At 68.1% G+C, this 25,204-nt stretch carries 24 protein-coding genes; 8 read left to right on the forward strand and 16 right to left on the reverse strand.

The window, feature by feature from the left end; genetic code table 11:
• The 5 genes from KR541_RS10835 to KR541_RS10855 form a co-directional block, all read right to left on the reverse strand.
• Positions 1–663 carry a site-2 protease family protein gene (locus KR541_RS10835; RefSeq protein ID WP_011549479.1) on the reverse strand — a complete coding sequence of 221 codons (663 nt, stop codon included), beginning with the start codon at positions 661–663 and terminating at the stop codon, positions 1–3.
• 47 nt (positions 664–710) lie between these two features.
• The gene (locus tag KR541_RS10840) at positions 711–1,343 is read right to left on the reverse strand and encodes an L-threonylcarbamoyladenylate synthase (RefSeq protein ID WP_050012987.1); all 633 of its coding nucleotides are present in this window, start codon (positions 1,341–1,343) and stop codon (positions 711–713) included.
• 72 nt (positions 1,344–1,415) lie between these two features.
• Entirely contained in the window at positions 1,416–2,246 is an 831-nt protein-coding gene (locus tag KR541_RS10845; RefSeq protein ID WP_034178618.1) for a 3',5'-nucleoside bisphosphate phosphatase, read from the reverse strand.
• 82 nt (positions 2,247–2,328) lie between these two features.
• Positions 2,329–3,219 (reverse strand): alpha/beta fold hydrolase, encoded by an 891-nt coding sequence (locus tag KR541_RS10850; protein WP_216089532.1) that lies wholly within the window; start codon positions 3,217–3,219, stop codon positions 2,329–2,331.
• Between the two features lie 175 nt (positions 3,220–3,394).
• Entirely contained in the window at positions 3,395–4,255 is an 861-nt protein-coding gene (locus tag KR541_RS10855) for a ferritin-like domain-containing protein (protein ID WP_050012989.1), read from the reverse strand.
• Between the two features lie 142 nt (positions 4,256–4,397).
• Here KR541_RS10855 and KR541_RS10860 point away from each other — a divergent pair, with 142 nt between their 5' ends.
• From KR541_RS10860 to KR541_RS10870, 3 genes are all read left to right on the forward strand, one after another.
• Positions 4,398–4,922: a gamma carbonic anhydrase family protein gene (locus KR541_RS10860; RefSeq protein ID WP_089488588.1), complete on the forward strand. Its 525-nt coding sequence runs from the start codon at positions 4,398–4,400 to the stop codon at positions 4,920–4,922.
• Between the two features lie 25 nt (positions 4,923–4,947).
• Positions 4,948–5,898 carry an Hsp33 family molecular chaperone HslO gene (gene hslO / locus KR541_RS10865; RefSeq protein ID WP_050012991.1) on the forward strand — a complete coding sequence of 317 codons (951 nt, stop codon included), beginning with the start codon at positions 4,948–4,950 and terminating at the stop codon, positions 5,896–5,898.
• Positions 5,899–6,046: 148 nt separating this feature from the next.
• Positions 6,047–6,418: a hypothetical protein gene (locus KR541_RS10870; protein WP_124714605.1), complete on the forward strand. Its 372-nt coding sequence runs from the start codon at positions 6,047–6,049 to the stop codon at positions 6,416–6,418.
• Positions 6,419–6,507: 89 nt separating this feature from the next.
• On the opposite strand, the gene ftsB is transcribed toward KR541_RS10870, so the two are convergent.
• From ftsB to KR541_RS10915, 9 genes are all read right to left on the reverse strand, one after another.
• On the reverse strand, positions 6,508–6,933 hold the full coding sequence (gene ftsB / locus KR541_RS10875) for a cell division protein FtsB (protein ID WP_011549473.1): 426 nt from the start codon (positions 6,931–6,933) through the stop codon (positions 6,508–6,510).
• Between the two features lie 81 nt (positions 6,934–7,014).
• Positions 7,015–8,298, reverse strand: coding sequence for a phosphopyruvate hydratase (gene eno / locus KR541_RS10880; RefSeq protein ID WP_006478406.1), 1,284 nt, complete (start codon positions 8,296–8,298; stop codon positions 7,015–7,017).
• Between the two features lie 106 nt (positions 8,299–8,404).
• Entirely contained in the window at positions 8,405–9,259 is an 855-nt protein-coding gene (gene kdsA / locus KR541_RS10885; protein WP_050012993.1) for a 3-deoxy-8-phosphooctulonate synthase, read from the reverse strand.
• On the reverse strand, positions 9,256–10,914 hold the full coding sequence (gene pyrG / locus KR541_RS10890) for a CTP synthase (RefSeq protein WP_050012994.1): 1,659 nt from the start codon (positions 10,912–10,914) through the stop codon (positions 9,256–9,258). The genes kdsA and pyrG overlap by 4 nt, the downstream gene beginning before the upstream one ends.
• A 190-nt stretch (positions 10,915–11,104) precedes the next feature.
• On the reverse strand, positions 11,105–11,950 hold the full coding sequence (locus KR541_RS10895) for an alpha/beta fold hydrolase (protein WP_050012995.1): 846 nt from the start codon (positions 11,948–11,950) through the stop codon (positions 11,105–11,107).
• A 194-nt stretch (positions 11,951–12,144) separates the two neighbouring features.
• Complete coding sequence (locus KR541_RS10900) at positions 12,145–14,631, reverse strand: DNA internalization-related competence protein ComEC/Rec2 (protein ID WP_216089533.1); 2,487 nt, start codon at positions 14,629–14,631, stop codon at positions 12,145–12,147.
• A gap of 55 nt (positions 14,632–14,686) precedes the next feature.
• Complete coding sequence (locus KR541_RS10905; RefSeq protein WP_089488592.1) at positions 14,687–15,475, reverse strand: TatD family hydrolase; 789 nt, start codon at positions 15,473–15,475, stop codon at positions 14,687–14,689.
• 66 nt (positions 15,476–15,541) lie between these two features.
• Positions 15,542–16,237 carry an ABC transporter ATP-binding protein gene (gene lolD / locus KR541_RS10910; protein ID WP_486195167.1) on the reverse strand — a complete coding sequence of 232 codons (696 nt, stop codon included), beginning with the start codon at positions 16,235–16,237 and terminating at the stop codon, positions 15,542–15,544.
• Positions 16,238–16,295: 58 nt separating this feature from the next.
• On the reverse strand, positions 16,296–17,549 hold the full coding sequence (locus KR541_RS10915) for a lipoprotein-releasing ABC transporter permease subunit (protein WP_006478398.1): 1,254 nt from the start codon (positions 17,547–17,549) through the stop codon (positions 16,296–16,298).
• Positions 17,550–17,699: 150 nt separating this feature from the next.
• Between KR541_RS10915 and KR541_RS10920 the strand changes: the two genes are divergently transcribed.
• The 5 genes from KR541_RS10920 (at position 17,700) to KR541_RS10940 (ending at position 24,416) form a co-directional block, all read left to right on the forward strand.
• Positions 17,700–18,776 (forward strand): hypothetical protein, encoded by a 1,077-nt coding sequence (locus KR541_RS10920; protein ID WP_050012998.1) that lies wholly within the window; start codon positions 17,700–17,702, stop codon positions 18,774–18,776.
• 13 nt (positions 18,777–18,789) lie between these two features.
• A complete protein-coding gene (gene recJ / locus KR541_RS10925) occupies positions 18,790–20,487 on the forward strand; it encodes a single-stranded-DNA-specific exonuclease RecJ (protein WP_050012999.1) in 1,698 nt (565 codons plus the stop codon).
• Between the two features lie 148 nt (positions 20,488–20,635).
• Positions 20,636–21,740 (forward strand): peptide chain release factor 2 gene (gene prfB / locus KR541_RS10930; protein WP_102961735.1). Its coding sequence is split into 2 segments (ribosomal slippage): positions 20,636–20,716 and positions 20,718–21,740, totalling 1,104 coding nucleotides; the frame shifts between segments, so codons are not numbered across the junction.
• 73 nt (positions 21,741–21,813) lie between these two features.
• Positions 21,814–23,340 carry a lysine--tRNA ligase gene (gene lysS / locus KR541_RS10935; RefSeq protein WP_050013000.1) on the forward strand — a complete coding sequence of 509 codons (1,527 nt, stop codon included), beginning with the start codon at positions 21,814–21,816 and terminating at the stop codon, positions 23,338–23,340.
• A 347-nt stretch (positions 23,341–23,687) separates the two neighbouring features.
• Complete coding sequence (locus tag KR541_RS10940) at positions 23,688–24,416, forward strand: glycine zipper 2TM domain-containing protein (protein ID WP_124556715.1); 729 nt, start codon at positions 23,688–23,690, stop codon at positions 24,414–24,416.
• Positions 24,417–24,569: 153 nt separating this feature from the next.
• Here the strand turns inward: KR541_RS10940 and iscX are convergent, their stop codons facing one another.
• Together iscX and fdx are read right to left on the reverse strand one after the other, a co-directional pair.
• A complete protein-coding gene (gene iscX, locus KR541_RS10945) occupies positions 24,570–24,779 on the reverse strand; it encodes a Fe-S cluster assembly protein IscX (protein ID WP_006478393.1) in 210 nt (69 codons plus the stop codon).
• A gap of 19 nt (positions 24,780–24,798) precedes the next feature.
• Positions 24,799–25,140, reverse strand: a complete 342-nt coding sequence (fdx, locus tag KR541_RS10950; RefSeq protein WP_006478392.1) for an ISC system 2Fe-2S type ferredoxin — start codon at positions 25,138–25,140, stop codon at positions 24,799–24,801.
• Positions 25,141–25,204: the final 64 nt, after the last annotated feature.

A 25,204-nucleotide genomic window follows, 5' to 3' on the forward strand; every position in this document is an offset into this window, starting at 1 on the left:
TTAGAAAAGCGAGGCGAAGGGGGACAGGATGGCGCTCAGGACGGCGTAGCCGACATTGACGAGCGGACGCAGCCAGAAGTTCGTCAGCACGCCCGTCGTGACGAGCACGAGGACGATGATGAAACCGTACGGCTCGATGCGCGACAGCGCGATCGATTGCCTGGTCGGCAGCAGCGCCGCCAGGATGCGGCCGCCGTCGAGCGGCGGCAGCGGAAACAGGTTCAGCACGCCGAGCACGAGGTTCGCGCTGACGCCGGCGAACGCCATCCGCGTGAAGAACGGCTCGTCGACGCCGACGGCCGGCAGCACGAGCGTCAGCAGGCCCCAGACGAGCGCCTGCACGAAGTTGCAGGCCGGGCCCGCGAGCGCGACCCACAGGCTGCCCCAGCGCGGATTGCGCAGGTTGCCGAACGATACCGGCACCGGCTTCGCATAGCCGAACAGGAACGCGCCGCCGGTCAGGAAGTACATCGCGAGCGGAATGGCAATCGTGCCGAGCGGGTCGATGTGGCGCATCGGATTGAACGACACGCGCCCCATCGCGTACGCGGTGTTGTCGCCGAGCAGGCGTGCAGCGTAGCCATGCGCGGCCTCGTGCAGCGTGATCGCGAAGATCACGGGCAACGCGTAGACGGCGATGGTCTGTATCAGGGAAGCATCCATATCGCGTTATTGTAACAAGCGCACTCGCGCAAAAATGAACGGCGCGCTCATGCGGCCGAGAGGCCGAACGGTTCGAGCGCGCCGCGCCCCGCGCGGATGAGTTCGGGCGCGTCGCCGGTCAGGTCGATCACCGTCGACGGTTCGCGCGGGCACGCGCCGCCGTCGATCACGAGGTCGACCTGTTTCTCGAGGCGCGTGCGGATTTCCTCCGGATCGTTCAGCGGTTCGTCGTCCGGCGGCAGGATCAGCGTCGTGCCGAGCAGCGGCTGGCCGAGCGACTCCAGCAGCGCGAGCGTGATCGCATGATCGGGCACGCGCAGCCCGATCGTCTTGCGCGACGGGTGCGACAGCCGGCGCGGCACTTCCTTCGTCGCCTGCAGGATGAACACGTACGGGCCCGGCGTCACCGACTTGATCTGCCGGTACTGGCGGTTGTCGACCATCGCGAAGTTGGCGAGCTCCGACAGGTCGCGCACGAGCAGCGACAGGTGCTGCTTCTCGTCGAGGCCGCGAATCCGGCGCACGCGCTCGACCGCATCCTTGTCGTCGAGATGGCACGCGAGCGCATAGCTCGAATCGGTCGGCATCGCGATCACGCCGCCCTTGTTGACGATCTCCACCGCCTGCTTGATCAGGCGCGGCTGCGGATTATCCGGATGAATCCTGAAGAACTGGGACATGGGGACACGTAAAGAGGGAGAAGTCGGATGCACGCATCGGCGGCAACGCGGGCCGCCCGAAGCCGCCCGGCGTCAGAGCCAGCGCTCCCAGACCGGTGTCAGGTCGGGCGGCAACGGCGGCAGGCTGCCGAGCTCGATGCGGCCCTCGCCCGGCGCATGGAAATCCGAGCCGCGCGACACTTCGAAGCCGAAGCGGCGTGCAACGTCCGCGTATTCGCGGTACTGGTCGGGCGTGTGGCTACCCGTGATGACCTCGATCGCGCGGCCGCCGAGATCGATGAACTCGCCGAAGAACGCGTCGAATTCGACCGGCGTATAGCGATAGCGGCCCGGATGCGCGACCACCGCTTCGCCGCCCGCCGCGCGGATCCAGCCGACCGCGTCGGACAGCGACGCCCAGCGATGCGGGACGAAGCCGGGCTTGCCGTCGCCGAGCAGGCGATCGAACACGTCCGACGTCGATTCGGCGTGGCCGTTTTCGACGAGAAAGCGCGCGAAGTGCGTGCGCGAGATCAGGTCGGGATTCGACACGTATTTCAGCGCGCCTTCGTACGCGCCGGGAATGCCGAGCGTCGCGAGTTGCTCGGCGATCGCCAGCGCGCGCGCCGCGCGGCCGTGGCGCGTGCGGTACAGGCCGTCGACCAGCGCCGGATGGGCGGGATCGATGTGCAGACCGACGATGTGCACGGTGCGCGATGCCCACGTGACCGAAATCTCGACGCCGCTCAGGTAGCGCATGCCGAGCGCTTCCGCCTCGCTGCGCGCCGCCGCCTGGCCGCCGATCTCGTCGTGATCGGTCAGCGCCCACAGGGTCACGCCGCCCGCATGCGCGCGGCGCGCGACGTCGGCAGGCGACAGCAACCCGTCGGAAACATTGGAATGGCAGTGGAGATCGGCGTTCATTATCGGCATCGCAGGTAAGGCCTCATTCTACTGCAACGCCGCAATTGCGCCGCCCGGCCGCCGTGCCGCCCGCGCCACGCGCCTATGCGCAGAACGCCTCGATCAGCGCCGCGATCTGCTCGGGCTGGTCGTGGTGCACCATGTGCCCGGCATCCTCGATGAGCTTCTCGCGCCAGTCCGGGAATGCGTTGAAACGCGCCTTGAATTCGGGCAGCGGGATGTCGCCGGCGATGTAAGCGAGCGTCGGCGAATTGACGGCCTCGACGTGCAGCACCTTCGCGCGCACCTGTTTCCAGGTCGCCATCACTTCGTCGAGCCGGTACAGCAGCGGGCCGGGCATCTTGTGCGCCGGGTCGGCCAGCAGGTGGTAGAGGCCGTCGTCGCCGCGTTTCGACCAGTGCGCGGCGAGAAACGCGGCGCGGCGCGGGTCGAGCCGCGGATTGGTCTTGATCAGGCGCGCCGCCACGTCGTCGAGGGATGCGTTCGGCCGCAGCGCGGGCGGCTGGCGCAACTCGTCGAGCCAGCCGCGCAGCCGGCGCGGCGCCTGTTCGGCGCGGGCCGGCGCGAGCCCGAACCCTTCGAGATCGACCACCCGCCGCACGCGCTCCGGCCGCGCGCCGGCATACAGGCACACGACGTTCGCGCCCATGCTGTGTCCGACCAGATTCACCTCGCCGGTCGGCGCATAGCGGTCGACGAGCGCATCGAGATCAGCCAGGTATTCGTGGAACCAATAGTGGCCGCCGCCCTGCCGCGCGACCGGCCAGTCGGACAGCCCGAAGCCGCGCGCATCGGGCGCGATCACCCGCCAGTCGCCCGCGAGCGCATCGACGACGAACTGGAACGACGCCGCGACGTCCATCCAGCCGTGCAGCATGAACAGCGTCGGCGCATCGGGCCGGCCCCAGCGCCGCACATGCAGCTGGACGCCGCGCACCGTGACGAAATCGGAAACAGAACTCGAGGCAGTCATTGCAGCCGCTCAAAAAAAGAATGGTCGTTCGATTATAGCGGCGCCCCGGCTCCGGCGGCCCGCGATCGAGGTACCGCTCTAGCGGCGAGGTCGTTCCGGCGCCGGCCGGCAGATGGCATCGATCCGGTGCGCGAGCCGGCCGGCGGCCGTCCGGACGCGGCCGAACGCGATCCGGCTAATGCGCGGGGCGTCCGTCCGCCGCGTCCTGCGCGGCCAGTTCGTCGAGTTCGGCCTGGTCGAAGCCGGCATCGCGCCGCGCATCGAAATTGAACGGGCCGCGCAGTCGCGGTGCGTGGTACTGCTCGGCGAGCTGCCGATAGGTCGGCACCGGATCGCGCCCGGCCGCGTCGCACAGATGACGGAACCAGCGGTTGCCGATCGCGACATGGCCGATTTCGTCGCGCAGGATCACGTCGAGGATCGCGGCCGACGCATCGTCGCCCGCCTGCACGAGCCGCGCGCGGATCGGCGGCGACGCGTCGAGCCCGCGGGCCTCGAGCGTCCGCGGCACGAGCGCCATGCGCGCGAGCACGTCGTCCCTGGTCCGCTCGCACATCTCCCACAGCCCGTTGTGCGCGGGAAAGTCGCCGTACGCATGCCCGAATCCGTCGGCGAGCCGGTCGGACAGCAGCGTGAAGTGATAGGCCTCCTCGGCCGCGACCTTCAGCCAGTCCGCGTAGAACGCGTCCGGCAGGCCCGCGAAGCGCCAGACCGCGTCAAGCGCCAGGTTGATCGCATTGAATTCGATATGGGCAAGCGCGTGCAACAGCACGGCACGCCCTTCCGGCGACCGCATGCTGCGCCGCTGCAGTTCGCGCGGCTCGACGAGCGGCGGCCGTGCCGGGCGCCCGGGCAGACCGGCCGGTTCGCGCAGTTCAAGCGCCGGCGCGATCGCGGCCTGCCCGGCCCGCAGCGCATCGTGCAGCACGCGCACCTGCGCGGCCTTGGCCGCCGGCTCGGCAATACGCAGCGCGTCGAGCGCCACGCTGCGCACACAGGCGGGCGCCGGGCCGAAAGAAGAAGACACGATGCTCATAAACGGGGACACCTTGCGTACGCATGCGGGAGCACAGGCACGCGACGGTTTACAATATGCGTTTGTTCCGCGGCGCCAGGCGCCGAGCAAACCGGACGCGCCATTCTACCGGCGCCCATCATCGAAGAGACAAGGAGACCCCGTGACGATCTACAAGCTGGGCGATACGGCCCCGACGATCCACGAAAGCGTATTCGTCGCCGATACGGCAGCCATCATCGGCAAGGTCGTGCTCGAGGAAAACGCGAGCGTGTGGTTCGGCGCGACGATTCGCGGCGACAACGAGACGATTACGGTCGGCGCCGGCAGCAACGTCCAGGAAGGCGCGGTCCTGCATACCGACCCGGGCTTTCCGCTGACGATCGCCGACAACGTGACGATCGGGCACCAGGCGATGCTGCACGGCTGCACGATCGGCGAAGGTTCGCTGATCGGAATTCAGGCGGTGGTCTTGAATGGAGCGATCATCGGCCGCAACTGTCTGGTCGGTGCCGGCGCGGTCGTGACGGAAGGCAAGACGTTCCCGGACAACTCGCTGATTCTCGGCGCACCGGCGAAAGTCGTGCGCGAGCTGTCGGCCGAAGACGTCGCGCGGCTGCGCGCGAACGCGAAGACGTATGTCGAGCGACGCGCGCATTTCAAGGAGCAACTCGTGCGGATCGGGTGATCCGCACGGATTTCAAGGAAGAAGAGTGAGCGACCAGTTACAGAAATTCATGTTCAATGCGGCGCCCGTGCGCGGCGAGATCGTTTCGCTGCGCAACACGTGGCAGGAAGTACTCGCCCGCCGCGACTACCCCGCCCCCGTGCGCACGGTGCTCGGCGAGATGATGGCCGCGTGCGCGCTGCTGTCCGCGAACCTGAAATTTCACGGCACCCTGATCATGCAGATCTTCGGCGACGGGCCGGTCCAGATGCTGGTCGTCCAGTGCGGGTCCGACCTGTCGATGCGGGCCACCGCGAAGTTCGCCGGCGACGCCGCGCAGACGATCGGCGACGACACGCGCTTCGCGTCGCTCGTCAACGCAAGCGGCCACGGCCGCTGCGTGATCACGCTCGACCCGGCCGACAAGCTGCCGGGCCAGCAGCCGTACCAGGGCATCGTGCCGCTGAACGGCGTCGACGGCCCGCTCGAATCGGTGTCGCAGGTGCTCGAGCACTACATGCATCATTCGGAGCAGCTCGACACCCGGTTGTGGCTCGCGGCCGATCGCGACCGCGCGGTCGGGATGCTGCTGCAGAAGCTGCCGGGCGACGGCGGCATCGTGCCGCGCAACGCCGAAACCGATATCGACACGTGGGAGCGCGTGTGCACGCTCGGCGCCACGCTGTCCGCGAAGGAGCTGCTCGAGGTCGAACCGGAAGTGGTGTTCCGCCGGCTGTTCTGGCAGGAAAACGTGCAGCACTTCGAACCGGCCGGCACGCGCTTCCAGTGTTCGTGTTCGCGCGAGAAGGTCGGTGCGATGCTGCGCATGCTCGGTCGTGAGGAAGTCGACAGCGTGATCGTCGAGCGTGGCCACGTCGAGATCCACTGCGAGTTCTGCAACCAGCGCTACGAATTCGATCCGGTCGACGTCGCGCAACTGTTCGCGGCGCCCGGTGTCGAAACCGGCATCGCACCCGCGACCGACCAGCGTCACTGAGTCGCGCGTGAGCCGCATGCCCGTGCCCACCAGCGGCACGGCGCGGGCGCATAATGACGCACGAGCGCCGCACGCGCGGTTCGAGCGCCGAAGGCACGGCCTTCGGCGCCAGCCGCTTTCCACGGTCGGCGCGCCGCAGGAGAAACACATGAATCGCCGCCCCTTTTGCACCGTCCGCACCGTCCGCACCGTCGTCCTGACGAGCATGGCCGCCGGCACGCTCGCGCTTGCCGGCTGCGCGATGCCGCCGCCGACTGCCACGATCCTGAGCCGCCTGCCGGAACCGGGTGCGTCAGGCGGCCAGCCGCCCGTGCTGTCGAGCGCCGAACGCAAGCGCTACGACGAGATCGACCGGCAGGTGTTGCGCGAGCAGAACAGCGCGATGGCGGCCGAAGCGGCCGCGCGCGCGTGGGCCTATTACTCGCCGCCGCCGGTGACGGTCTACGGCGGCTACTACGGCGGATGGGGCAATCGCTGGGGCACGGGCGTCGGTTACGGCTACCCCGGCTGGTGGTGGTGAACGGGCGTCGCCCGATCGATTGACGACCGGCAGGAAATAAAAAAGCGCGGCATTTCCCGCGCTTTTTCAATGGATTCGACGTACCGCGCTCAGTGATGCGCCGGCTTGCCCTTGTCGCCGCCGTGATGCCGCGACGGCTTCGCGATCGACTGCGGATTCGGCACGACCCGCACCGGCGCCGCGGACACGGCGCCGCGCGTCGACGTATTCGACGGCGTGGTGTTCACCGGTCCTGCAGGTGCATTCGGCGACACGAACTGCACGAATACTTCGCCATCCTTCACCATGCCCATCTCGTAGCGCGCACGCTCCTCGATCGCCGCGGTGCCGCTCTGCAGATCCTGCACTTCGCCGGCGGTGCGCTCGTTGCGCAGCTTCTCGTCCGCGTTCTTCTGCAGCTGGTCGTCGAGTTGCTGACGCAATTCGTGCACCCGCAGCCAGCCGCCGTGTCCCCACCATAGGGGGTACTGAATGAGCGCCAGCAAGGCAATCAGGACGACAGTGACAAGCCGCATGTAAGAGACGCAGATATAAGAAGCGCCGCTCCGCGCACAGGCACAGAGCGGCGTCGAGATGACGAACCCGATAGTAGCGCGTTAGCGCAGGTTATAGAAAGCCGATTTGCCCGGGTAGCTCGCGATGTCGCCGAGATCTTCCTCGATACGCAGCAGCTGGTTGTACTTCGAGATGCGATCGCTGCGCGACAGCGAACCCGTCTTGATCTGACCGGCGTTCAGGCCGACCGCGATGTCCGCGATCGTCGAATCTTCCGTTTCGCCCGAGCGGTGCGAGATCACGGCCGTGTAACCCGCGCGCTTCGCCATTTCGATCGCCGCGAACGTTTCGGTCAGCGTACCAATCTGGTTGATCTTGATGAGGATCGAGTTCGCGATGCCCTTCTCGATGCCTTCCTTCAGGATGCGCGTGTTCGTGACGAACAGGTCGTCGCCGACCAGTTGCACCTTCTTGCCGAGGCGATCGGTCAGCAGCTTCCAGCCGTCCCAGTCGCTTTCGTGCATGCCGTCCTCGATCGACACGATCGGGAACTTGTCGGCGAGCGTCGCGAGGTAGTCGGTGAATTCGGCCGACGACAGTTGCAGGCCTTCGCCCGCGAGCTGGTACTTGCCGTCGTGGTAGAACTCGGATGCCGCGCAGTCGAGCGCGAGCAGCACGTCTTCGCCCGCACGGTAGCCGGCCTTCTCGATCGCCTGCAGGATCGTCGACAGGCACTCGTCGTTGCTGCCGAAGTTCGGTGCGAAGCCGCCTTCGTCGCCGACCGCCGTGCTCATGCCGCGGTCGCTCAGGATTTTCTTCAGCGCGTGGAACACTTCCGCGCCGCAACGCAGCGCTTCACGGAACGTCGGCTGGCTGACCGGGACGATCATGAATTCCTGGATGTCCAGGCTGTTGTTCGCGTGCGCGCCGCCGTTGACGATGTTCATCATCGGCACCGGCAGTTGCATCGCACCCGAGCCGCCGAAATAGCGGTACAGCGGCAGGCCGGCCTCTTCGGCGGCGGCCTTCGCGACGGCCATCGACACGGCCAGCATCGCGTTCGCGCCGAGGCGCGACTTGTTGTCGGTGCCGTCCAGCTCGAGCAGCGTCTTGTCGAGGAACGCCTGTTCCGACGCGTCGAGGCCCATGATGGCTTCGGAGATTTCGGTGTTGATGTGCTCGACCGCCTTCAGCACGCCCTTGCCGTTGTAGCGGCCGGCTTCGCCGTCGCGCAGTTCGATCGCTTCACGCGAGCCGGTGGACGCGCCCGACGGCACCGCCGCGCGGCCCATCGTGCCCGATTCGAGCAGCACGTCGCATTCGACGGTGGGGTTGCCGCGCGAATCCAGAATCTCGCGGCCGATGATATCTACGATTGCACTCATGGGTTTCCTCTGAGAATGACGATGGATTCTTCAAACTGCAACGGCGTGCGCGCCGGAACCGCTTTCGCTACAGACGCGCGAAGCCGTCGCAAGGTTCATTCGATCTTTAATTGAAATCGTTTTCCAGGAACGGATTGCGCTTCACCGCCTGGTCGAGCGTGACGAGGGTCTCCAGCAACGCGCCCATGCGGTTCAGCGGCACCGCGTTCGGGCCGTCCGACTTCGCCTCGGCCGGATTCGGATGCGTTTCCATGAAGAGGCCCGCGACGCCCGTCGCGACCGCCGCACGGGCGAGCACCGGCACGAATTCGCGCTGGCCGCCCGAGCTCGTGCCCTGCCCGCCCGGCAACTGCACCGAGTGGGTCGCATCGAACACGACCGGCGCGTTCGTCTCGCGCATGATCGCGAGCGAACGCATGTCCGACACGAGATTGTTGTAGCCGAACGAGACGCCGCGCTCGCACGCCATGAAGCGGTCTTCCGACAGACCGGCTTCACGCGCCGCGTCGCGCGCCTTGTCGATCACGTTCGTCATGTCGTGCGGCGCGAGGAACTGGCCCTTCTTGATGTTGACGGGCTTGCCCGAGCGCGCGCACGCATGGATGAAATCGGTCTGACGGCACAGGAACGCCGGCGTCTGCAGCACGTCGACGACCGACGCGACCTGCTCGATCTCGTCGATCGAATGCACGTCGGTCAGCACCGGCAGGCCGAGCTGACGCTTCACCTCGCCGAGGATCCGCAGGCCCTCGTCCATTCCGAGGCCGCGAAACGACTTGCCCGAACTGCGGTTCGCCTTGTCGTAGGACGACTTGTAGATGAACGGGACGTTCAGCTTCTCGCAGATCTCCTTCAGGCGACCGGCCGTGTCGATCGTCATTTGCTCCGATTCGACGACGCAGGTACCCGCGATCAGGAAGAAAGGCTGGTCGAGACCGACCTCGAAATCGCACAGCTTCATGCTTGCACTCCGCGCGCTTGCTTGTTGGCGAGCGCGGCTTCGACGAACGACTTGAACAGCGGATGACCGTCACGCGGCGTGGACGTGAATTCCGGGTGGAACTGGACGCCGACGAACCACGGGTGCATCGAACGCGGCAGTTCCATCATTTCCGGCAGATCCTCGCTCGGGGTACGGGCGCTGATGATAAGGCCGCCGGCTTCGAGCTGGGGCACGAAGCGGTTATTGACTTCATAACGGTGGCGATGGCGCTCGTTCACGTCCTTGCCGTAGATTTCTTCCGCCATCGTGCCCGGCTTGATCGGGCAGCGCTGCGAACCCAGGCGCATCGTGCCGCCGAGGTCGGATTCCTCGGTGCGCGTCTCGACCTTGCCTTCGCGGTCGTACCATTCGGTGATCAGCGCGACCACGCGCTCCGGCGTGTCCGGATCGAATTCCGTGCTGTTCGCCTGCTTCAGGCCGACGACGTCGCGCGCGAATTCGATCACCGCGAGCTGCATGCCGAGGCAGATGCCGAGATACGGCACCTTCGACTCGCGCGCATAGCGAACCGCGGCGATCTTGCCTTCCGTGCCGCGACGGCCGAAACCGCCCGGCACCAGCACGGCGTCGAGATGCTTCAGGCTGTCGACACCGTTCGCCTCGAGCTCTTCCGAGTCGATGTACTCGATGTTGACCTTGGTCGACGTGTGGATCGACGCGTGACGCAGCGCTTCGATCAGCGACTTGTACGACTCGGTCAGATCGACATACTTGCCGACCATGCCGATCGTCACTTCGTGCTTCGGATGCTCCAGCTTCTCGACGAGCGCCGACCACATGCTCAGGTCGGCGTCCTTCGGCGACAGCTTCAGTTCCTCGCAGATGATCCGGTCGAGGCCCTGGTCGTGCAGCATCTGCGGAATCTTGTAGATGCTGTCGGCGTCCCACACCGAGATCACCGCGTCTTCCGGCACGTTCGAGAACATCGAGATCTTCTTCGATTCGTCGTCGGGGATGCGGCGATCCGCACGGCACAGCAGCACGTGCGGCAGGATGCCGATCTCGCGCAGCTTCTGCACGCTGTGCTGGGTCGGCTTCGTCTTCAGCTCGCCGGCCGTCGCGACGTACGGTACGAGCGTCAGGTGCACGAAGCACGCGCTGTTGCGACCGAGGCGCAGGCTCATCTGGCGTGCGGCCTCGAGGAACGGCAGCGACTCGATGTCGCCGACCGTGCCGCCGATCTCGACGATCGCGACGTCCGGCTCGCCGCAGGTGGCCGATGCCGCCCCGCGCTCGATGAACGCCTGGATTTCGTTCGTGATGTGCGGAATGACCTGCACGGTCTTGCCGAGATAGTCGCCGCGGCGTTCCTTGCGGATCACCGATTCGTAGATCTGGCCGGTCGTGAAGTTGTTGGCCTTGCGCATCTTCGTGCTGATGAAGCGCTCATAGTGGCCGAGGTCGAGGTCGGTCTCCGCTCCGTCTTCCGTCACGAACACTTCGCCGTGCTGGAACGGGCTCATCGTGCCGGGGTCGACGTTGATGTAGGGATCGAGTTTGAGGAGGGTGACTTTCAGACCGCGCGATTCGAGGATCGCGGCGAGAGAGGCGGCGGCAATACCCTTGCCGAGGGAAGAAACTACGCCGCCGGTGACGAAAACATATTTGGTCATCGCTGGATGCTCGCGGGAAAAACGGATTATACCGTAAAGCCCGCCCTTCTCTCAGCAATTGGCGTGATGATCGCGCCCTTTCGTGCCGGCCCGCGCGGACCCGCGCCGATCGCGCGCGCCGGCGCGAACCGGCCGGCCGGTCGGCGCGCCGCGCATGCGCCGGCGGGCATTCCGGCCGCCCGGCGAAACGTCAGGCACGCTTCGCGAGCGGCGCGCCGGCCTGCGAAACGCCGCCCTCCTCCGTCTTCAGCGAATTCAGCATCCGCTGCAATGCGCGAGCAGTCTCGATCGGCCGTTCCATCGGGAACAGGTGGCTCCCCTCGAGCCATTCGATGCGCCCGCGCGTCGCGCGGCGCGTCGCATCGAGCCCGACCTGCCGCACCTCGCGCGAGCGCGTGCCGGCGAGGAAGCCGAGCGGCACCGGCGCGCCGTGCGCGAGCCGCGGGCCGAGCGTGTGCGGCAGCGTCCGGTAGATCAGGTATTCGACCTGCCGGTCGAACGCCAGCGCGCGCTCGCCGTCGGCGCCGGCCTGCGGGATGCCGTGGTCGATATAGTCGGCGAGCATCCGCTCGTCCCAGCGCGCGAACGCGGGCTTCTCGCGGAAGTGCCGCCACACTTCGTCGCGGCTCATCCAGCGCGTGCGCCGGTTGCGCGTCGCCGCGGCCGGCGACAGCCGCTCGTCGAGCCCCGCCCACTGGCTCGCGCGCAGCGCGCCGGCGCGCCAGCCCGCGATGATCGGAGAATCGATCATCACGACGCCGCGCACCCACTGCGGCTTCTTCAACGCGGCCATCAGCGACAGGTAGCCGCCGAGCGAATGGCCGACGAGCCAGACCGGGCGCTCGTAGCGGCTGCCGATATCGTCGAGCAGTTGTTCGACGAGATGCGGCCAGTCGCGCGTCACCGGGTAGCGGCGATCGTGGCCGATCCGTTCGATGTAGCGCAGCTCGTAGTCGTCGGCCAGTTCGGCGAAGATCGTCCGGTACGTCGACGCCGGAAAGCCATTCGCATGCGAGAAGTGGAGGATGTCCTTCAAACGACGATGTCTCCTTTGTCGACGAGAGTTAGCGCTTTAGCGCTTACTCTCGTCCCATGCTTCGCGGTCGGCGGGAGTTAACGCTTCAGCGCTTACGCCAGCCCCATCCTTCATATTTTTGTATGTCGGAACCGTGCTTCGGCACGGTACGCCGGCCCCGGATTTTCCGTCCGATACACCAGCCTTCGCCGCGCTCACCGGTCCATCCAGTACCGGCGCTGTTCGTCGCGATAGCGCGCACATGCGAACCCGCCGGCCGGCGCGACGTCGAACCGCACGGCGCCGTCGCGATCGGTGCGCGGCAGCGGAATCCCGCGCGCCTCGTAGCGGGCGAGGACCGTCCGGTGCGGATGCCCGAAGCGATTGCGATAGCCTACAGGAAAAGCCGCGACGCGCGGCTCGACCGAATCGAGGAAAGGCTCGATCGACGACGTACGGCTGCCGTGGTGCGGAACGACCAGGATCTGCGCGGCCAGCGCGTCGCGCGCATCGGCCACCAGCCGGCGCTCGGCGGCGGCCTCGATGTCGCCCGTCAGCAGTGCCGACGTGCCGCCCGCATCGATGCGCAGCACGCACGATTGTCCGTTCGACGAACCCGTGCCCACCCCGCCGGGTGGCCACAGCATCGTGAAGACGACACCGTCCCAGGTCCACCGCTGCCCCGCCGCGCATGGCAGCCGATCAGCCACGCCGGCCGCCTGCGCATCGCGCCACAGCCGGTGGCGCGGCGCAATACCGGCCAGCAGCTGGCGCACGTCGGCGGCCGCATAGACGGCCGGCGCGCCGCCCGCATGATCGGCATCCGCATGACTGAGCACGAGCGAGTCGATCGTCGCGATGCCGCGCGCGCGCAACGCCGGCGCGACGATCCGCGTACCGGCGTGGGACGACTCCGCGCCCGGCCCCGCATCGAACAGCAACGTCCGGCGCGCGGTTTCGACCAGCACCGCCGCGCCTTGCCCGACGTCGAGCACGGTCAGCCGAAAGCCGCCCGGCGGCGGCGCATCGGGCGCCGGCGCGACGAGCGGCAGCCACGTCAGCGGCGCCGCCCAGCGCAACGGCCAGCCGCGCGGCATCAGCGCCCACGCGACACCCACGCAGGCGAGTGCCAGCACCGGCCAGTCGGGCATGCGCAGCCAGAACACGCCGGCCGGCCAGTCCGCCAGATGACCGAGCAGCGTCATCATCGGCGCGAGCGCCGCATGCGCAAGCCGAAAGGCCGCCGCATCGAGCGGCGACGGCAACGCGATGCCGGCCAGCACGACCGGCGTCACGACCGAGCTGACCCACGGAATCGCGAACGCATTGCCGAACGGACCCGACAGGGAGACCTGCGCGAACCAGGCGGCGGTGAGCGGCGCGAGACCGATCGTCACCGCGTACTGCACGCGCGTCGCCTCGGCGATGCGGCGCCGGCAGCGCGTCGCCCACCCACGCAACCTCCTCCGCAAGCCGGCCGTGCGGCTTTCCGCGCCCGCTTCATCCACATCGTCGAGCTCGCGCACCGCGCGCCAGCCGGCGACGGCCAGCAGGATCACGGCGACCGCGCCGAACGACAGCCAGAATCCGGCCGACAGTACGGCCCACGGATCGGCGAGCAGCACGCCGCCGAGCGCCGCGCACAGCACCGCGGACGTCGGCACGCTGCGGCCGGCCAGATACGCGACGCCGCCGCCCGCGATCATCCACCACGCGCGCTGTGCCGGCACGTTGAAGCCGGCGAGCGCGGCGTAGCCCGCGGCAGCAACCAGCGCGGCAAGCGCGGCCGCGTACGGCGCCGGCAACACGAGCGTCGCGGCCCGCGTGCGCCAGCGCACGCGGCGCCACACCATCGACACGAGCCAGCCGGCGATCGCGCCGACCAGCCCGACATGGAGACCGGAAATCGCGACCAGGTGGCTCGTGCCCGTGTTGCGCAGGACGCGCCAGTCGTCGTCGCCAATGCCCGACTGGTCGCCGATCGCCAGCGCCGCGACGATGCCGCGGTGCGCCGCATCGGCACCGAGCACCGCGCCGATGCGTGCGCGCAGCGTGTCGCGCACCCGGTCGATCGATGCGCGCCATCCCGATGCGCGCGCATCGAGCAATACCGCCCGACGCGGCGCACTGACATAGCCGATCGCACGAATGCCGGCGGCCAGCCACGCCGCCTCGCTGTCGCGCACGCCGGGATTGGCCTCGGCGTGCGGACGCTTGAGACGCACGACGAAACGCCAGCGCTGGGCCGCACGCAAATCGGGCAGCGCTTCGCGTGTCGCGGATGCGCCATACGCGCGCCACGACAGCCGGATCAATGGCGGGAAACGGGTGAGCCCCGCATCGTTCGACTCGACCGCCAACAGCAGCCGCGCGCCTGTTTCGTCAACAACGGGCAACCCACGGATCACGCCCGTGACGACGATGTCGCGCCCTTCCCATTCGACAGGCAGGCTGTCGCGCAGCCGCCATTCGGCGCGCGCGGCCGCATAGCCGAACCCCGCGACGCAGGTCGCGACCGCGCACAGCATCCATCCACATACCAGGACCGCGCGCGTGCGCCGTCGACGCGCGCACCATGCGCCCAGCGCCGCGCAGCCCGCGAGCACGGCTGCTCCGATCGTCCATGCGATCGCCCCGGGCAACGCCGCCTGCCGCTGCAGCACGACGACGCCGAGTGCGAACGCGATCCACCCCACGCGCATTCCGCCTCCTCGTCGACCCGGCGCCCCCTGCCAATGCGGCGCCTTCCGGCAACGATTATGCGGACGAAAGGGCGAGTCGCGGCAGCGCGGCGAGCGCGTTAGCCGAAGTGCATACGGCCAGTTCGCCAGTATCCAGCCCGCGCAATTCGGCGAGCACGCCGCCGATGCGCGGCACCTGGTCGGGCGTGTTGCGGGATTTGTATGCCCATTCGGGCGCGATGTCGGGCGCGTCGGTTTCGACGACGAGCGCGTCGAGCGGCAACTCGGTGGCGAGCCGGCGGATCTGTCGCGCGCGCGTGAAGGTCACGTTGCCGCCAAAGCCGAGATGCAGCCCCTGCGCCAGATACGCTTCGGCCTGCTGAAAACTGCCGTTGAACGCATGCGCGATGCCGCGCCGCACGCCGAAACGGCGCAGCCCGGCCAGCACGCGGTCCTGCGACTTGCGTACGTGGCACAGCACCGGCAGGTCGAATTCCCGCGCCAACTGGAGCTGGCCCTGGTAGAAGAACTGCTGCCGGTCTTCGTCGAGCCCCGGCACGAAATAGTCGAGCCCGATCTCGCCGATCGCGACGAAACGCGGATCGTCGAGGCTCGCCTCGATCTCCATGCGCAGCCGGTCGAGATCGGCGTCGCGCGCCTGCGGCGTATACATCGGATGGATGCCGAGCGCATAGGCCGCGCCCGGCGTGCGCTGCGCGAGTTCGCGCACCGTCGTGAAGTTGTCGCGCCCGATGCTCGGGATCACGATGCGCGACACGCCGGCCGCGCGCGCAACCTGCGCGACCGCGTCGCGGTCGGCGTCGAACTCGGCGGCATCGAGATGGCAGTGCGTGTCGATCCACATGTCAGCGGTCCTGCGCCGTTGCGCCGTGCCGCGACAAACCGGCGGCCGGCCAACGGCGTGGCTTTTTTACACCGGCAGCGCCGGCTCCTCGTTCAGCACCCCGTCGCGCAGCCGCATGATGCGGTCGCAGCGCGCGGCGAGATCGGGGTCGTGCGTAACAATCACGAAACTCGTTTCGAGCGTCTCGGACAGTTCGAGCATCAGGTTGAACACCGTGTCGGCCGTCGTGCCGTCGAGGTTGCCGGTCGGCTCGTCGGCGAGCACGCACGCGGGCTTCGTGACCAGCGCGCGCGCGATCGCGACGCGCTGCCGTTCGCCGCCCGACAGTTCGCCCGGCCGGTGCTTCGCACGCGGGCCGAGACCGACGCGTTCGAGCATCGCCTGTGCCTGCGCGCGCGCGTCCTCGGTCGTCATCCGGCGGATGCGCAGCGGCATCGCGACGTTGTCGAGCGCCGTAAACTCGGGCAGCAGGTGGTGGAACTGGTAGACGAAGCCGAGCGCGCGGTTGCGCAGCTCGTTGCGCTCGCGCTCGGCGAGTTGCGTAAACGGCTTGCCGAGCAGCGACACTTCGCCGGCGCTCGGTTCGTCGAGCCCGCCCAGCACGTGCAGCAGCGTGCTCTTGCCGGAGCCCGACGCGCCGACGACCGCGAGCTTCTCGCCGCGCCGCACCGTCAGCTCGGTGTTGTTGAGCACCTGCACGTTGAAGCCGCCCTGCACGAACGCCTTCGTGATCCCGCGCGCCTGAAGCACGTATTCCTGCATACCTGCCGAATCCTGTCTGTTGTGTTGTTGTCGTGAATCCGCGAATGCGGCCGCGCGGTCATTCATAGCGGAGCGCCTCCGCCGGCTTCACCTTCGCGCCGCGCCAGCTTGGATAGAGCGTCGCGACGGCCGACAGCGCGAATGCGATCAGCCCGATCCGGATCACGTCGCTCGCGACCAGTTCGGACGGCAGCTCGCTGATGAAGTACACCGACGGCGGCAGGAACTGCACGCCGAACAGGTGCTCGATCATCGGGATCAGCCACGGGATGCTCCACGCGATCAGGCAGCCGAGCGCGACGCCGGACGCGGTGCCGACGAAACCGATCGTCACGCCCTGCACGACGAAGATCTTCATGATCGACCCCGGCTGCGCGCCGAGCGTGCGCAGGATCGCGATGTCGGCCTGCTTGTTGGTCACCGTCATCACGAGCGACGACACGAGGTTGAACGCGGCCACCGCGATGATCAGCGTGAGGATGATGAACATCATCCGCTTCTCGATCTGCACGGCCGAGAACCACGTCTTGTTCTGCTGGGTCCAGTCGCGGATGTACAAGCTGCCCGACAGCGTATGCGACAGCTCGACCGCGACCTGCGGCGCCTTCTGCATGTCGGTGAGCCGCAGCCGCACGCCGGTCGGCGCGTTCATCCGGAACAGCGCCTCGGCGTCGCGGATGTTGATCATCGCGAGCGTGCTGTCGTATTCGTAGTGGCCCGATTCGAACACGCCGACCACGGTGAACTGCTTCAGGCGCGGCATCATGCCGGCCGGCGTGATCGAGCCTTCGGGCGCGACGAGCGTGACCTTGTCGCCGACCGTCACGCCGAGATTGCCGGCGAGCGCGTCGCCGAGCACGATGCCGAACTGGCCCGGCACGAGCGCGCCGAGCTGCCCGGCCTTCATGTCCTTGCCGATGTCGGACACCTGCGGCTCGAGCGACGGCTCGACGCCGCGCAGCATCACGCCGCTCACCGCGTCCTGGCGCGTGAGCAGCGCCTGCGCGTCGACGTACGGCGCGGCGCCGATCACTGACGGATTGCGGCGCGCTTCCTGCGCGGTCAGTTGCCAGTCGGGCATCGATCCCGTCGGCGAGAACACCTCGACGTGCGCGAGCACCGACAGCATGCGGTCGCGTACTTCCTTCTGGAAGCCGTTCATCACCGACAGCACGACGATCAGCGCCGCGACGCCGAGCGCGATCCCGAGCATCGATACGAGCGCGATGAAGGAAATGAAGCCGTTGCCGGTCGTGCGTTTGCCGGCGCGCGTGTAGCGCCAGCCGATCTGCCATTCGTACGGAAGTTTCAAGCGAATCCTTTCTGCTGGTTACGGCGGGAGGCACGCCGCGGCCGGACCGCCGCCGGGTGGCGGCCGGCAGCCCGGGCACGGTCGAAAAAACGGCCGCCGGACGCGAACGGGCCGTCAGCCGGCCCGATCACGCGCGCAGTTTGCCATACAATGCGCACCATCATGCACGACCGACGCCTCCATTTTCTCGTTCCGTTCGCGCTGCCGTCGGCGGCCGACGCGGCCTCGTCCCTGCACACGCTGGACAGCCCCGCGCTCCAAAAGTTGCTCGCCCGCGCGACTCTCGTCGAGCGTGTGGCCGGCGAGGACTTCCAGCGCACGCTGCCGCACGAGCGCTGGCTGGCAAGCCGCTTCGGCGCCACGCAGGGCAACGCCGCCGACGAGGCGCCGCTCGCGCCCTACATGCTGCTGGCCGACGGCGGCGATCCCGGCACCCAGGCATGGGCGTGCGTCGAGCCCGTGCACGTCGAAATCGCGCACGATCACCTGGTACTCGTCGATCCGGCTTCGCTGGCGCTCGACGACGGCGACGCGGCCGCGCTGCTCGCGGTCGCGCGGCCGCTGATCGAGGAGCTCGGCGTGCGGCTCGAAGCGCCGAACCCGGCGCGCTGGTACCTGTCGAGCGACCAGCTCGCGCGCCTTGCCGGCGCCGCGCCGCTGCGCGCCAGCGGCCGCAACATCGAGATCTGGCTGCCGCACGAGGCGCATACGGGCGAGCGCTCGCGGATGTGGATGAAACTGCAGAACGAAGTGCAGATGGCGTGGTTCCAGCACCCGGTGAACGAAGCCCGCGAGGCGCGTGGGCTGCCCGCCGTCAATTCGGTCTGGTTCCATGCGCAGGGCACGCTGAAGCCGGTCGGCAAGCCGTTCGCGCGCGTGCTGTCCGCGTCGCCGGCCGCGCTCGGCCTCGCACGCGCCGCGCACGCCGAAGCCGACGGCCTGCCCGCGACGTTCGGCGCGCTGCCCGCCGCCGATGGCGCGACGCTCGTCGAGCTGCCGACGCTGACCACGCCGTTCATCGAGCAGGACTGGGCGCGCTGGCACGACGGCCTCGCCGCGCTGGAGCGCGACTGGTTCGCGCCCGCGCTCGCCGCGCTGCGGAACGGCGAGCTGGCGAGCGTCGACGTCACGCTGTGCGGCGACACGGGCTCCGTGACGCTGCACGCGACGCGCGGCGACCTGCGCAAGTTCTGGCGCCGCCGCGCGCTTGCCTCCCTGTTCGAATAACAAGCCAACCCGAATGACCCGGATCGTTACCCGCCCCGTCGCGCCCGCCGACGCCGAAGCGCTCGCGCGCCACGGACTGCACCCCGTCCTCGCGCGCCTGTACGCGTCGCGCGGCGTGCAGTCGCCCGTCGACATCGAGACCGCGCTCGCGCGCCTCGTTCCGCCCACCGAGCTGAAAGGCTGCGCCGATGCGGCGGTGCTGCTCGCCGACGCGATCGCCGACCAGCGGCGCCTGCTCGTCGTCGCCGACTACGACTGCGACGGCGCGACCGCCTGCGCGGTCGCGGTGCGCGGCCTGCGGATGTTCGGCGCGCAGATCGACTACCTGGTGCCGAACCGCTTCGAATACGGCTACGGCCTCACGCCCGAGATCGTCGAGCTCGCGGCTGCGCGCAAGCCCGACCTGCTGATCACCGTCGACAACGGGATCGCGAGCGTCGCCGGCGTCGAAGCCGCGAACGCGCGCGGCATCGACGTGCTCGTGACCGACCACCACCTGCCCGGCGACGCGCTTCCCGCCGCGCGCGCGATCGTCAACCCGAACCAGCCCGGCTGCGCGTTTCCGAGCAAGCACCTCGCCGGCGTCGGCGTGATGTTCTACGTGTTGCTCGCGCTGCGCGCCGAGCTGCGTCGCCGCGGCGCGTTCGCGAGCAAGGAAGCCGAGCCGCGGCTCGACGGCCTGCTCGACCTCGTCGCGCTCGGCACCGTCGCCGACGTCGTACGGCTCGACGGCAACAACCGCGTGCTCGTCGCGCAGGGGCTGCAGCGCATCCGCAACGGCCGCATGCAGCCGGGCATCGCCGCGCTGTTCCGCGCCGCCGCGCGCGAAGCGCGCACCGCGTCGGGCTTCGACCTCGGCTTCGGCCTCGGCCCGCGCCTGAACGCGGCCGGGCGGCTATCCGACATGTCGCTCGGCATCGAATGCCTGATCACCGACGACATCGGCCGCGCGTGGGATCTCGCGCAGCAACTCGACGTGATGAACCGCGAACGCCGCGAAATCGAAGCCGGCATGCAGCAGCAGGCGCTCGCCGATCTCGCCGACGTCGATCCGGCCGACGCGTGCACGATCACGCTGTTCAATCCCGAGTGGCACCAGGGCGTGATCGGCATCGTCGCCGGCCGGCTCAAGGAAAAGTTCCACCGTCCGTCGTTCACGTTCGCGCACGCCGACGACGAAGGCAAACGGGTCAAGGGATCGGGCCGGTCGATCGCCGGCTTCCATCTGCGCGACGCGCTCGACCTCGTGTCGAAACGCGAACCGGACCTGATCGTCGCGTTCGGCGGCCACGCGATGGCGGCCGGCCTCACGCTCGACACCGACAACGTGCCGCGCTTCGCGGCCGCGTTCGAGGCCGTCGCGCGCGAATGGCTGTCCGACGACGCACTCGCCCGCGTGATCGAGACCGACGGCGAGCTCGAGGACGCGTACTTCACGCCGCAGTTCGTCGGCCTGCTCGACGAGGCCGTGTGGGGGCAAGGGTTTCCGGCCCCGCTTTTCTCGGGCGAATTCGACGTCGTGTCGCAGTCGCTCGTGAAGGAAAAGCACCTGAAGCTGCAGCTGGCGCGCGGCCGCCAGCGCTTCAACGCGATCTGGTTCAACCACACCGAGCCGCTGCCGGCGAGTGCGCTGGTCGCGTACCGGCTCGTCGCCGATACGTGGAACGGCGTCACGCGCGTCCAGCTGATCGTCGAACACGCGGCCGGCTGAGCATCGCACCCGGCCCGCGACGCGCCGCCGCGCGCGCGCCGCGCCGGATGGGCCGTCAACACGCGTGCTGGCACCGTTTGCGTCACCGGGCAAGCCCGCCGATCGGCTATAATTCCGCTTTTTTACGAAGCAAGAATAGCGAACGATCATGGAAGCGGAACGTCTCAACGCGATCGAAAGCTCCCTGCTCGACCTGCGCAACCGCGCGGGCGAGCTTCGGGGGTATCTTTGACTACGACGCCAAAGCTGCGCGTCTGACCGAAGTCAACAAGGAACTCGAAGACCCGAACGTCTGGAACGACTCGAAGAACGCCCAGGCGCTCGGTCGCGAGAAAAAGCTGCTCGAAGGCGTCGTCACGACGCTCACCGCGCTCGATAGCGACCTGCGCGATGCGCTCGACCTGTTCGAGCTGGCGCGCGAGGAAGGCGACGAGGACACCCTTCTCGCGTCCGAAGACGACGCCGCGAAGCTCGAGGCGCGCGTCGGCGACATCGAGTTCCGCCGGATGTTCTCGAACCCGGCCGATCCGAACAACTGCTTCATCGACATCCAGGCCGGCGCCGGCGGCACCGAGGCATGCGACTGGGCGTCGATGCTGCTGCGCCAGTACCTGCGCTACTGCGAACGCAAGGGCTTCAAGGCCGAGGTGCTCGAAGAGTCCGACGGCGACGTCGCCGGCATCAAGAACGCGACGGTCAAGGTCACGGGCGAATACGCATACGGCTTCCTGCGCACCGAAACGGGCATCCACCGTCTCGTGCGCAAGTCGCCGTTCGACTCGTCGGGCGGTCGCCATACGTCGTTCTCGTCGGTGTTCGTCTATCCGGAAATCGACGATTCGATCGAAGTCGAGATCAACCCGGCCGACCTGCGCATCGACACGTACCGCGCGTCGGGCGCGGGCGGTCAGCACATCAACAAGACCGACTCCGCGGTACGGATCACGCACATGCCGACCGGCATCGTCGTGCAGTGCCAGAACGACCGCTCGCAGCACCGCAACCGCGCCGAAGCAATGGCGATGCTGAAGTCGCGCCTGTACGAAGTCGAAATGCGCAAGCGCCAGGCCGAGCAGGACAAGCTCGAATCGAGCAAGACCGATGTGGGCTGGGGCCACCAGATCCGCTCGTACGTGCTCGACCAGAGCCGCGTGAAGGACCTGCGCACGAACGTCGAAATGAGCAACACGCGGGCGGTGCTCGACGGCGACCTCGACGACTTCATCAGCGCGAGCCTCAAACAGGGCGTGTAAGCGCCGCGGCGCGGCCGGCCCGCGCCGCCCTTCCCGTTTGCGTTGCCGCACCCCACTCCGAATTCCGACCATCATGACCGAACCGACCCAAACGCAGCCCGCCGTCACGGCGGACGACAACCAGATCATCGCCGAGCGCCGCGAGAAGCTGCGCGCGTTGCGCGAGCAAGGCGTCGCCTATCCGAACGATTTCCGGCCCGAGCACCACGCAGCCGACCTGCAGGCCAAATTCGCCGATTCGGACAAGGCCGCGCTCGAAGCGAACCCGGTCGAGGTGTCGGTGGCCGGCCGCATGATGCTCAAGCGCGTGATGGGCAAGGCGAGCTTCGCGACGGTGCAGGACGGATCGGGCCAGATCCAGTTCTTCGTGACGCCGAACGACGTCGGCGCCGACACCTACGACGCGTTCAAGAAGTGGGACCTCGGCGACATCGTCGCCGCGCGCGGCGTGCTGTTCCGCACCAACAAGGGCGAGCTGTCGGTCCAGTGCAAGGAGCTGCGCCTGCTGTCGAAGGCGCTGCGTCCGCTGCCGGACAAGTTCCACGGCCTGTCCGACCAGGAAATGCGCTACCGCCAGCGCTACGTCGACCTGATCGTCACGCCGGAAACGCGCGACACGTTCCGCGCCCGCACGAAGACGATCGCGTCGATCCGCAAGTTCATGGACAACGCCGAGTTCATGGAAGTCGAGACGCCGATGCTGCACCCGATCCCGGGCGGCGCGGCCGCGAAGCCGTTCGTCACGCATCACAATGCGCTCGACATGCAGATGTTCCTGCGCATCGCGCCGGAGCTGTACCTGAAGCGCCTGATCGTCGGCGGCTTCGAGCGCGTGTTCGAGATCAACCGTAACTTCCGGAACGAAGGCGTGTCGCCGCGTCACAACCCGGAATTCACGATGATGGAGTTCTACGCCGCGTACACCGACTACCGCTGGCTGATGGACTTCACCGAGCAGTTGATCCGCCAGGCGGCGATCGATGCGCTCGGCACCGCGACGATCCAGTACCAGGGCCGCGAGCTCGACCTCGCGAAGCCGTTCCATCGCCTGACGATCACGCAGGCGATCCAGAAGTACGCACCGGACTACACCGACGGCCAGCTGTCGGACGACGCGTTCCTGCGCACCGAACTGAAGCGCCTCGGCGTCGACGTGTCGCAGCCGGCGTTCCTGAACGCAGGCATCGGCGCGCTGCAGCTCGCGCTGTTCGAGGAAACCGCGGAATCGCAGCTGTGGGAGCCGACCTACATCATCGACTACCCGGTCGAGGTGTCGCCGCTCGCACGCGCATCGGATACGGTGCCGGGCATCACCGAGCGTTTCGAGCTGTTCATGACCGGCCGCGAAATCGCGAACGGCTTCTCGGAGCTGAACGACCCGGAAGACCAGGCCGCGCGCTTCAAGAAGCAGGTCGAGCAGAAGGATGCGGGCGACGAGGAAGCGATGTTCTTCGACGCCGACTACATCCGCGCGCTCGAATACGGGATGCCGCCGACCGGCGGTTGCGGGATCGGTATCGACCGTCTGGTGATGCTGCTGACCGACAGCCCGACGATCCGCGACGTGCTGCTGTTCCCGCACCTGCGCCGCGAAGACTGACGCCCGCCACCGCGTGTGCGCCGCGTCCCGTGGCGCGCACGCGTCGGCTTTGTAACGACGCGTAAATCCCGCCAGCCGGCGTCCGCCGGCCTTCGATCCTCCCCCGTTTTATTCCCTCGTCGCGACGCGCTTCTCCGGGTTTTCCCGGAAACGGCCGTGAATGCCCCGCTGCAATTCGTTACACCTTGATACGGCGCGCCGCTGGGCCGTGGACGACACTCCTGTTGCGTCACCACGCATGACCACGGGACCAGAACGAGGCGCCGGAACGCCGAGTCTGCTCGCTCCCGAGCGTGGGATCCTGCTCCGGCGCAGCGCGCCGATCCGGATCGACCTTGGAGAACAAAATGGACAACCAGAATCAGACCACGCCGCAAAAGCAACGCCTTCACCCGCTGATCGCCACTGCAGCGGGCGCCGTCATCGTCGCCAGCCTCGCGGCGACGGCAGCAATCACGGGCGTCTTCCCGAAAGCCACCAGCAGCAACGAACAGAACGGCCAGACCCAGGCCGCGCTGATCGCGTCGCAACCGGCCGTCGATACGGCCGCGGCCGCCAGCGCCGCGCTGGCCGCGCAAGCGCAGCGGCAGGCCGCGGAACAGGCCGCCGCGCAGCAGAAGGCCGCCGTCGCGCAGGCCGAGCCGAAGCCCGCGCCGCGCCCGGCCGCGCCGCACCGCCGTCACACGACCGCACCGCAGCCGCCGCAATACGCGCAGCAGCCGTCGGCGCCCGCGCAAGCCTACTGCCAGAGTTGCGGTACGGTCGTCGCGATCACGCAGACGCGCACACCGGGCCAGAGCTCGGGGATCGGCGCCGTGGGCGGCGCGGCGGCCGGCGGCCTGCTCGGCAACCAGTTCGGCCACGGCAACGGCCGCACCGCAATGACGATCATCGGCGCGCTGGGCGGCGGGCTCGCCGGCAACCAGGTCGAGAAGCAGGTTCGCGCGGAAACCGACTATCAGGTGCAAGTGCAGATGGAAAGCGGCGCGACGCGCACGTTCACGTACCACAACCCGCCGCCGTTCGGCCAGGGCCAGCGCGTGCGGATCGAGAACGGCACGCTGGTCGGCGCTTGAAGCTGATCGCGTAATCGCAGGCGTCCCCTGCCCGCGCAACGTGCGCGGGCAGCGCGCCCAAAACGAAAACGGCTCGCGAGCAAATGCTCACGAGCCGTTTTTCATTGGCGCGGCGTGCACCGTTGCAGCGCACGCCGTGACCGGTCGGGTCCGTCAGTCCTCGTCGTCGAAATCCGATTCGTCGATCCAGTGTGCCTGGATCGCCTCGAGGATCTTCTCGCCCGAGTGCGTCGGATCGTCGTCGAAGCCGTCGAGCTCGAGCACCCACTGGCGCAGGTCGACGAAGTTGATCCGCTGCGGGTCGATGTCCGGGTGCTTGTCCGCCAGCGCAATGGCTATTTCACGCGAATCGGTCCATTTCATCGCCTGCCTCCGGTTCCTGTCAGTGATTTTCCTTCGCGTGGTTGATCGAGTACTTCGGGATCTCGACCACCAGGTCCGAATCTTCCTTCACGATAGCCTGGCACGACAGGCGCGACGTCGGCTCGAGGCCCCACGCCTTGTCCAGCAGATCATCCTCGTCCTCCTCGGACGGCGTCAGATCGTTGAAGCCTTCGCGGATCACCACGTGGCACGTCGTGCATGCGCACGACTTCTCGCATGCATGCTCGATCTCGATCCCGTGATCGAGCAGGTTGTCGCAGATACTCTTGCCGGGCGTCGCGTCGATCACCGCACCGTCCGGGCACAGTTCGACGTGAGGCAGCACCACCAGTTGAGGCATGTTCGTTCCGTCAGTCAGGGTGCGGCGCCGCGCGCCGCACGTTCATCGTCGCGCGGGCCGTTGC

Source organism: Burkholderia sola, from assembly GCF_905400185.1.
Classification (GTDB): Bacteria; Pseudomonadota; Gammaproteobacteria; order Burkholderiales; family Burkholderiaceae; genus Burkholderia; species Burkholderia sola.

Bases quoted from the DNA above. Each gene is read 5' to 3' on its own strand.
- KR541_RS10835 (WP_011549479.1), bottom strand. From the start codon at position 663: ATGGATGCTTCCCTGATACAGACCATCGCCGTCTACGCGTTGCCCGTG.
- KR541_RS10840 (WP_050012987.1), bottom strand. From the start codon at position 1,343: ATGTCCCAGTTCTTCAGGATTCATCCGGATAATCCGCAGCCGCGCCTG.
- KR541_RS10845 (WP_034178618.1), bottom strand. From the start codon at position 2,246: ATGAACGCCGATCTCCACTGCCATTCCAATGTTTCCGACGGGTTGCTG.
- KR541_RS10850 (WP_216089532.1), bottom strand. From the start codon at position 3,219: ATGACTGCCTCGAGTTCTGTTTCCGATTTCGTCACGGTGCGCGGCGTC.
- KR541_RS10855 (WP_050012989.1), bottom strand. From the start codon at position 4,255: ATGAGCATCGTGTCTTCTTCTTTCGGCCCGGCGCCCGCCTGTGTGCGC.
- KR541_RS10870 (WP_124714605.1), top strand. From the start codon at position 6,047: ATGAATCGCCGCCCCTTTTGCACCGTCCGCACCGTCCGCACCGTCGTC.
- ftsB (WP_011549473.1), bottom strand. From the start codon at position 6,933: ATGCGGCTTGTCACTGTCGTCCTGATTGCCTTGCTGGCGCTCATTCAG.
- eno (WP_006478406.1), bottom strand. From the start codon at position 8,298: ATGAGTGCAATCGTAGATATCATCGGCCGCGAGATTCTGGATTCGCGC.
- kdsA (WP_050012993.1), bottom strand. From the start codon at position 9,259: ATGAAGCTGTGCGATTTCGAGGTCGGTCTCGACCAGCCTTTCTTCCTG.
- pyrG (WP_050012994.1), bottom strand. From the start codon at position 10,914: ATGACCAAATATGTTTTCGTCACCGGCGGCGTAGTTTCTTCCCTCGGC.
- KR541_RS10900 (WP_216089533.1), bottom strand. From the start codon at position 14,631: ATGCGCGTGGGGTGGATCGCGTTCGCACTCGGCGTCGTCGTGCTGCAG.
- KR541_RS10905 (WP_089488592.1), bottom strand. From the start codon at position 15,475: ATGTGGATCGACACGCACTGCCATCTCGATGCCGCCGAGTTCGACGCC.
- lolD (WP_486195167.1), bottom strand. From the start codon at position 16,237: ATGCAGGAATACGTGCTTCAGGCGCGCGGGATCACGAAGGCGTTCGTG.
- KR541_RS10920 (WP_050012998.1), top strand. From the start codon at position 17,700: ATGCGCACCATCATGCACGACCGACGCCTCCATTTTCTCGTTCCGTTC.
- recJ (WP_050012999.1), top strand. From the start codon at position 18,790: ATGACCCGGATCGTTACCCGCCCCGTCGCGCCCGCCGACGCCGAAGCG.
- lysS (WP_050013000.1), top strand. From the start codon at position 21,814: ATGACCGAACCGACCCAAACGCAGCCCGCCGTCACGGCGGACGACAAC.
- KR541_RS10940 (WP_124556715.1), top strand. From the start codon at position 23,688: ATGGACAACCAGAATCAGACCACGCCGCAAAAGCAACGCCTTCACCCG.
- iscX (WP_006478393.1), bottom strand. From the start codon at position 24,779: ATGAAATGGACCGATTCGCGTGAAATAGCCATTGCGCTGGCGGACAAG.
- fdx (WP_006478392.1), bottom strand. From the start codon at position 25,140: ATGCCTCAACTGGTGGTGCTGCCTCACGTCGAACTGTGCCCGGACGGT.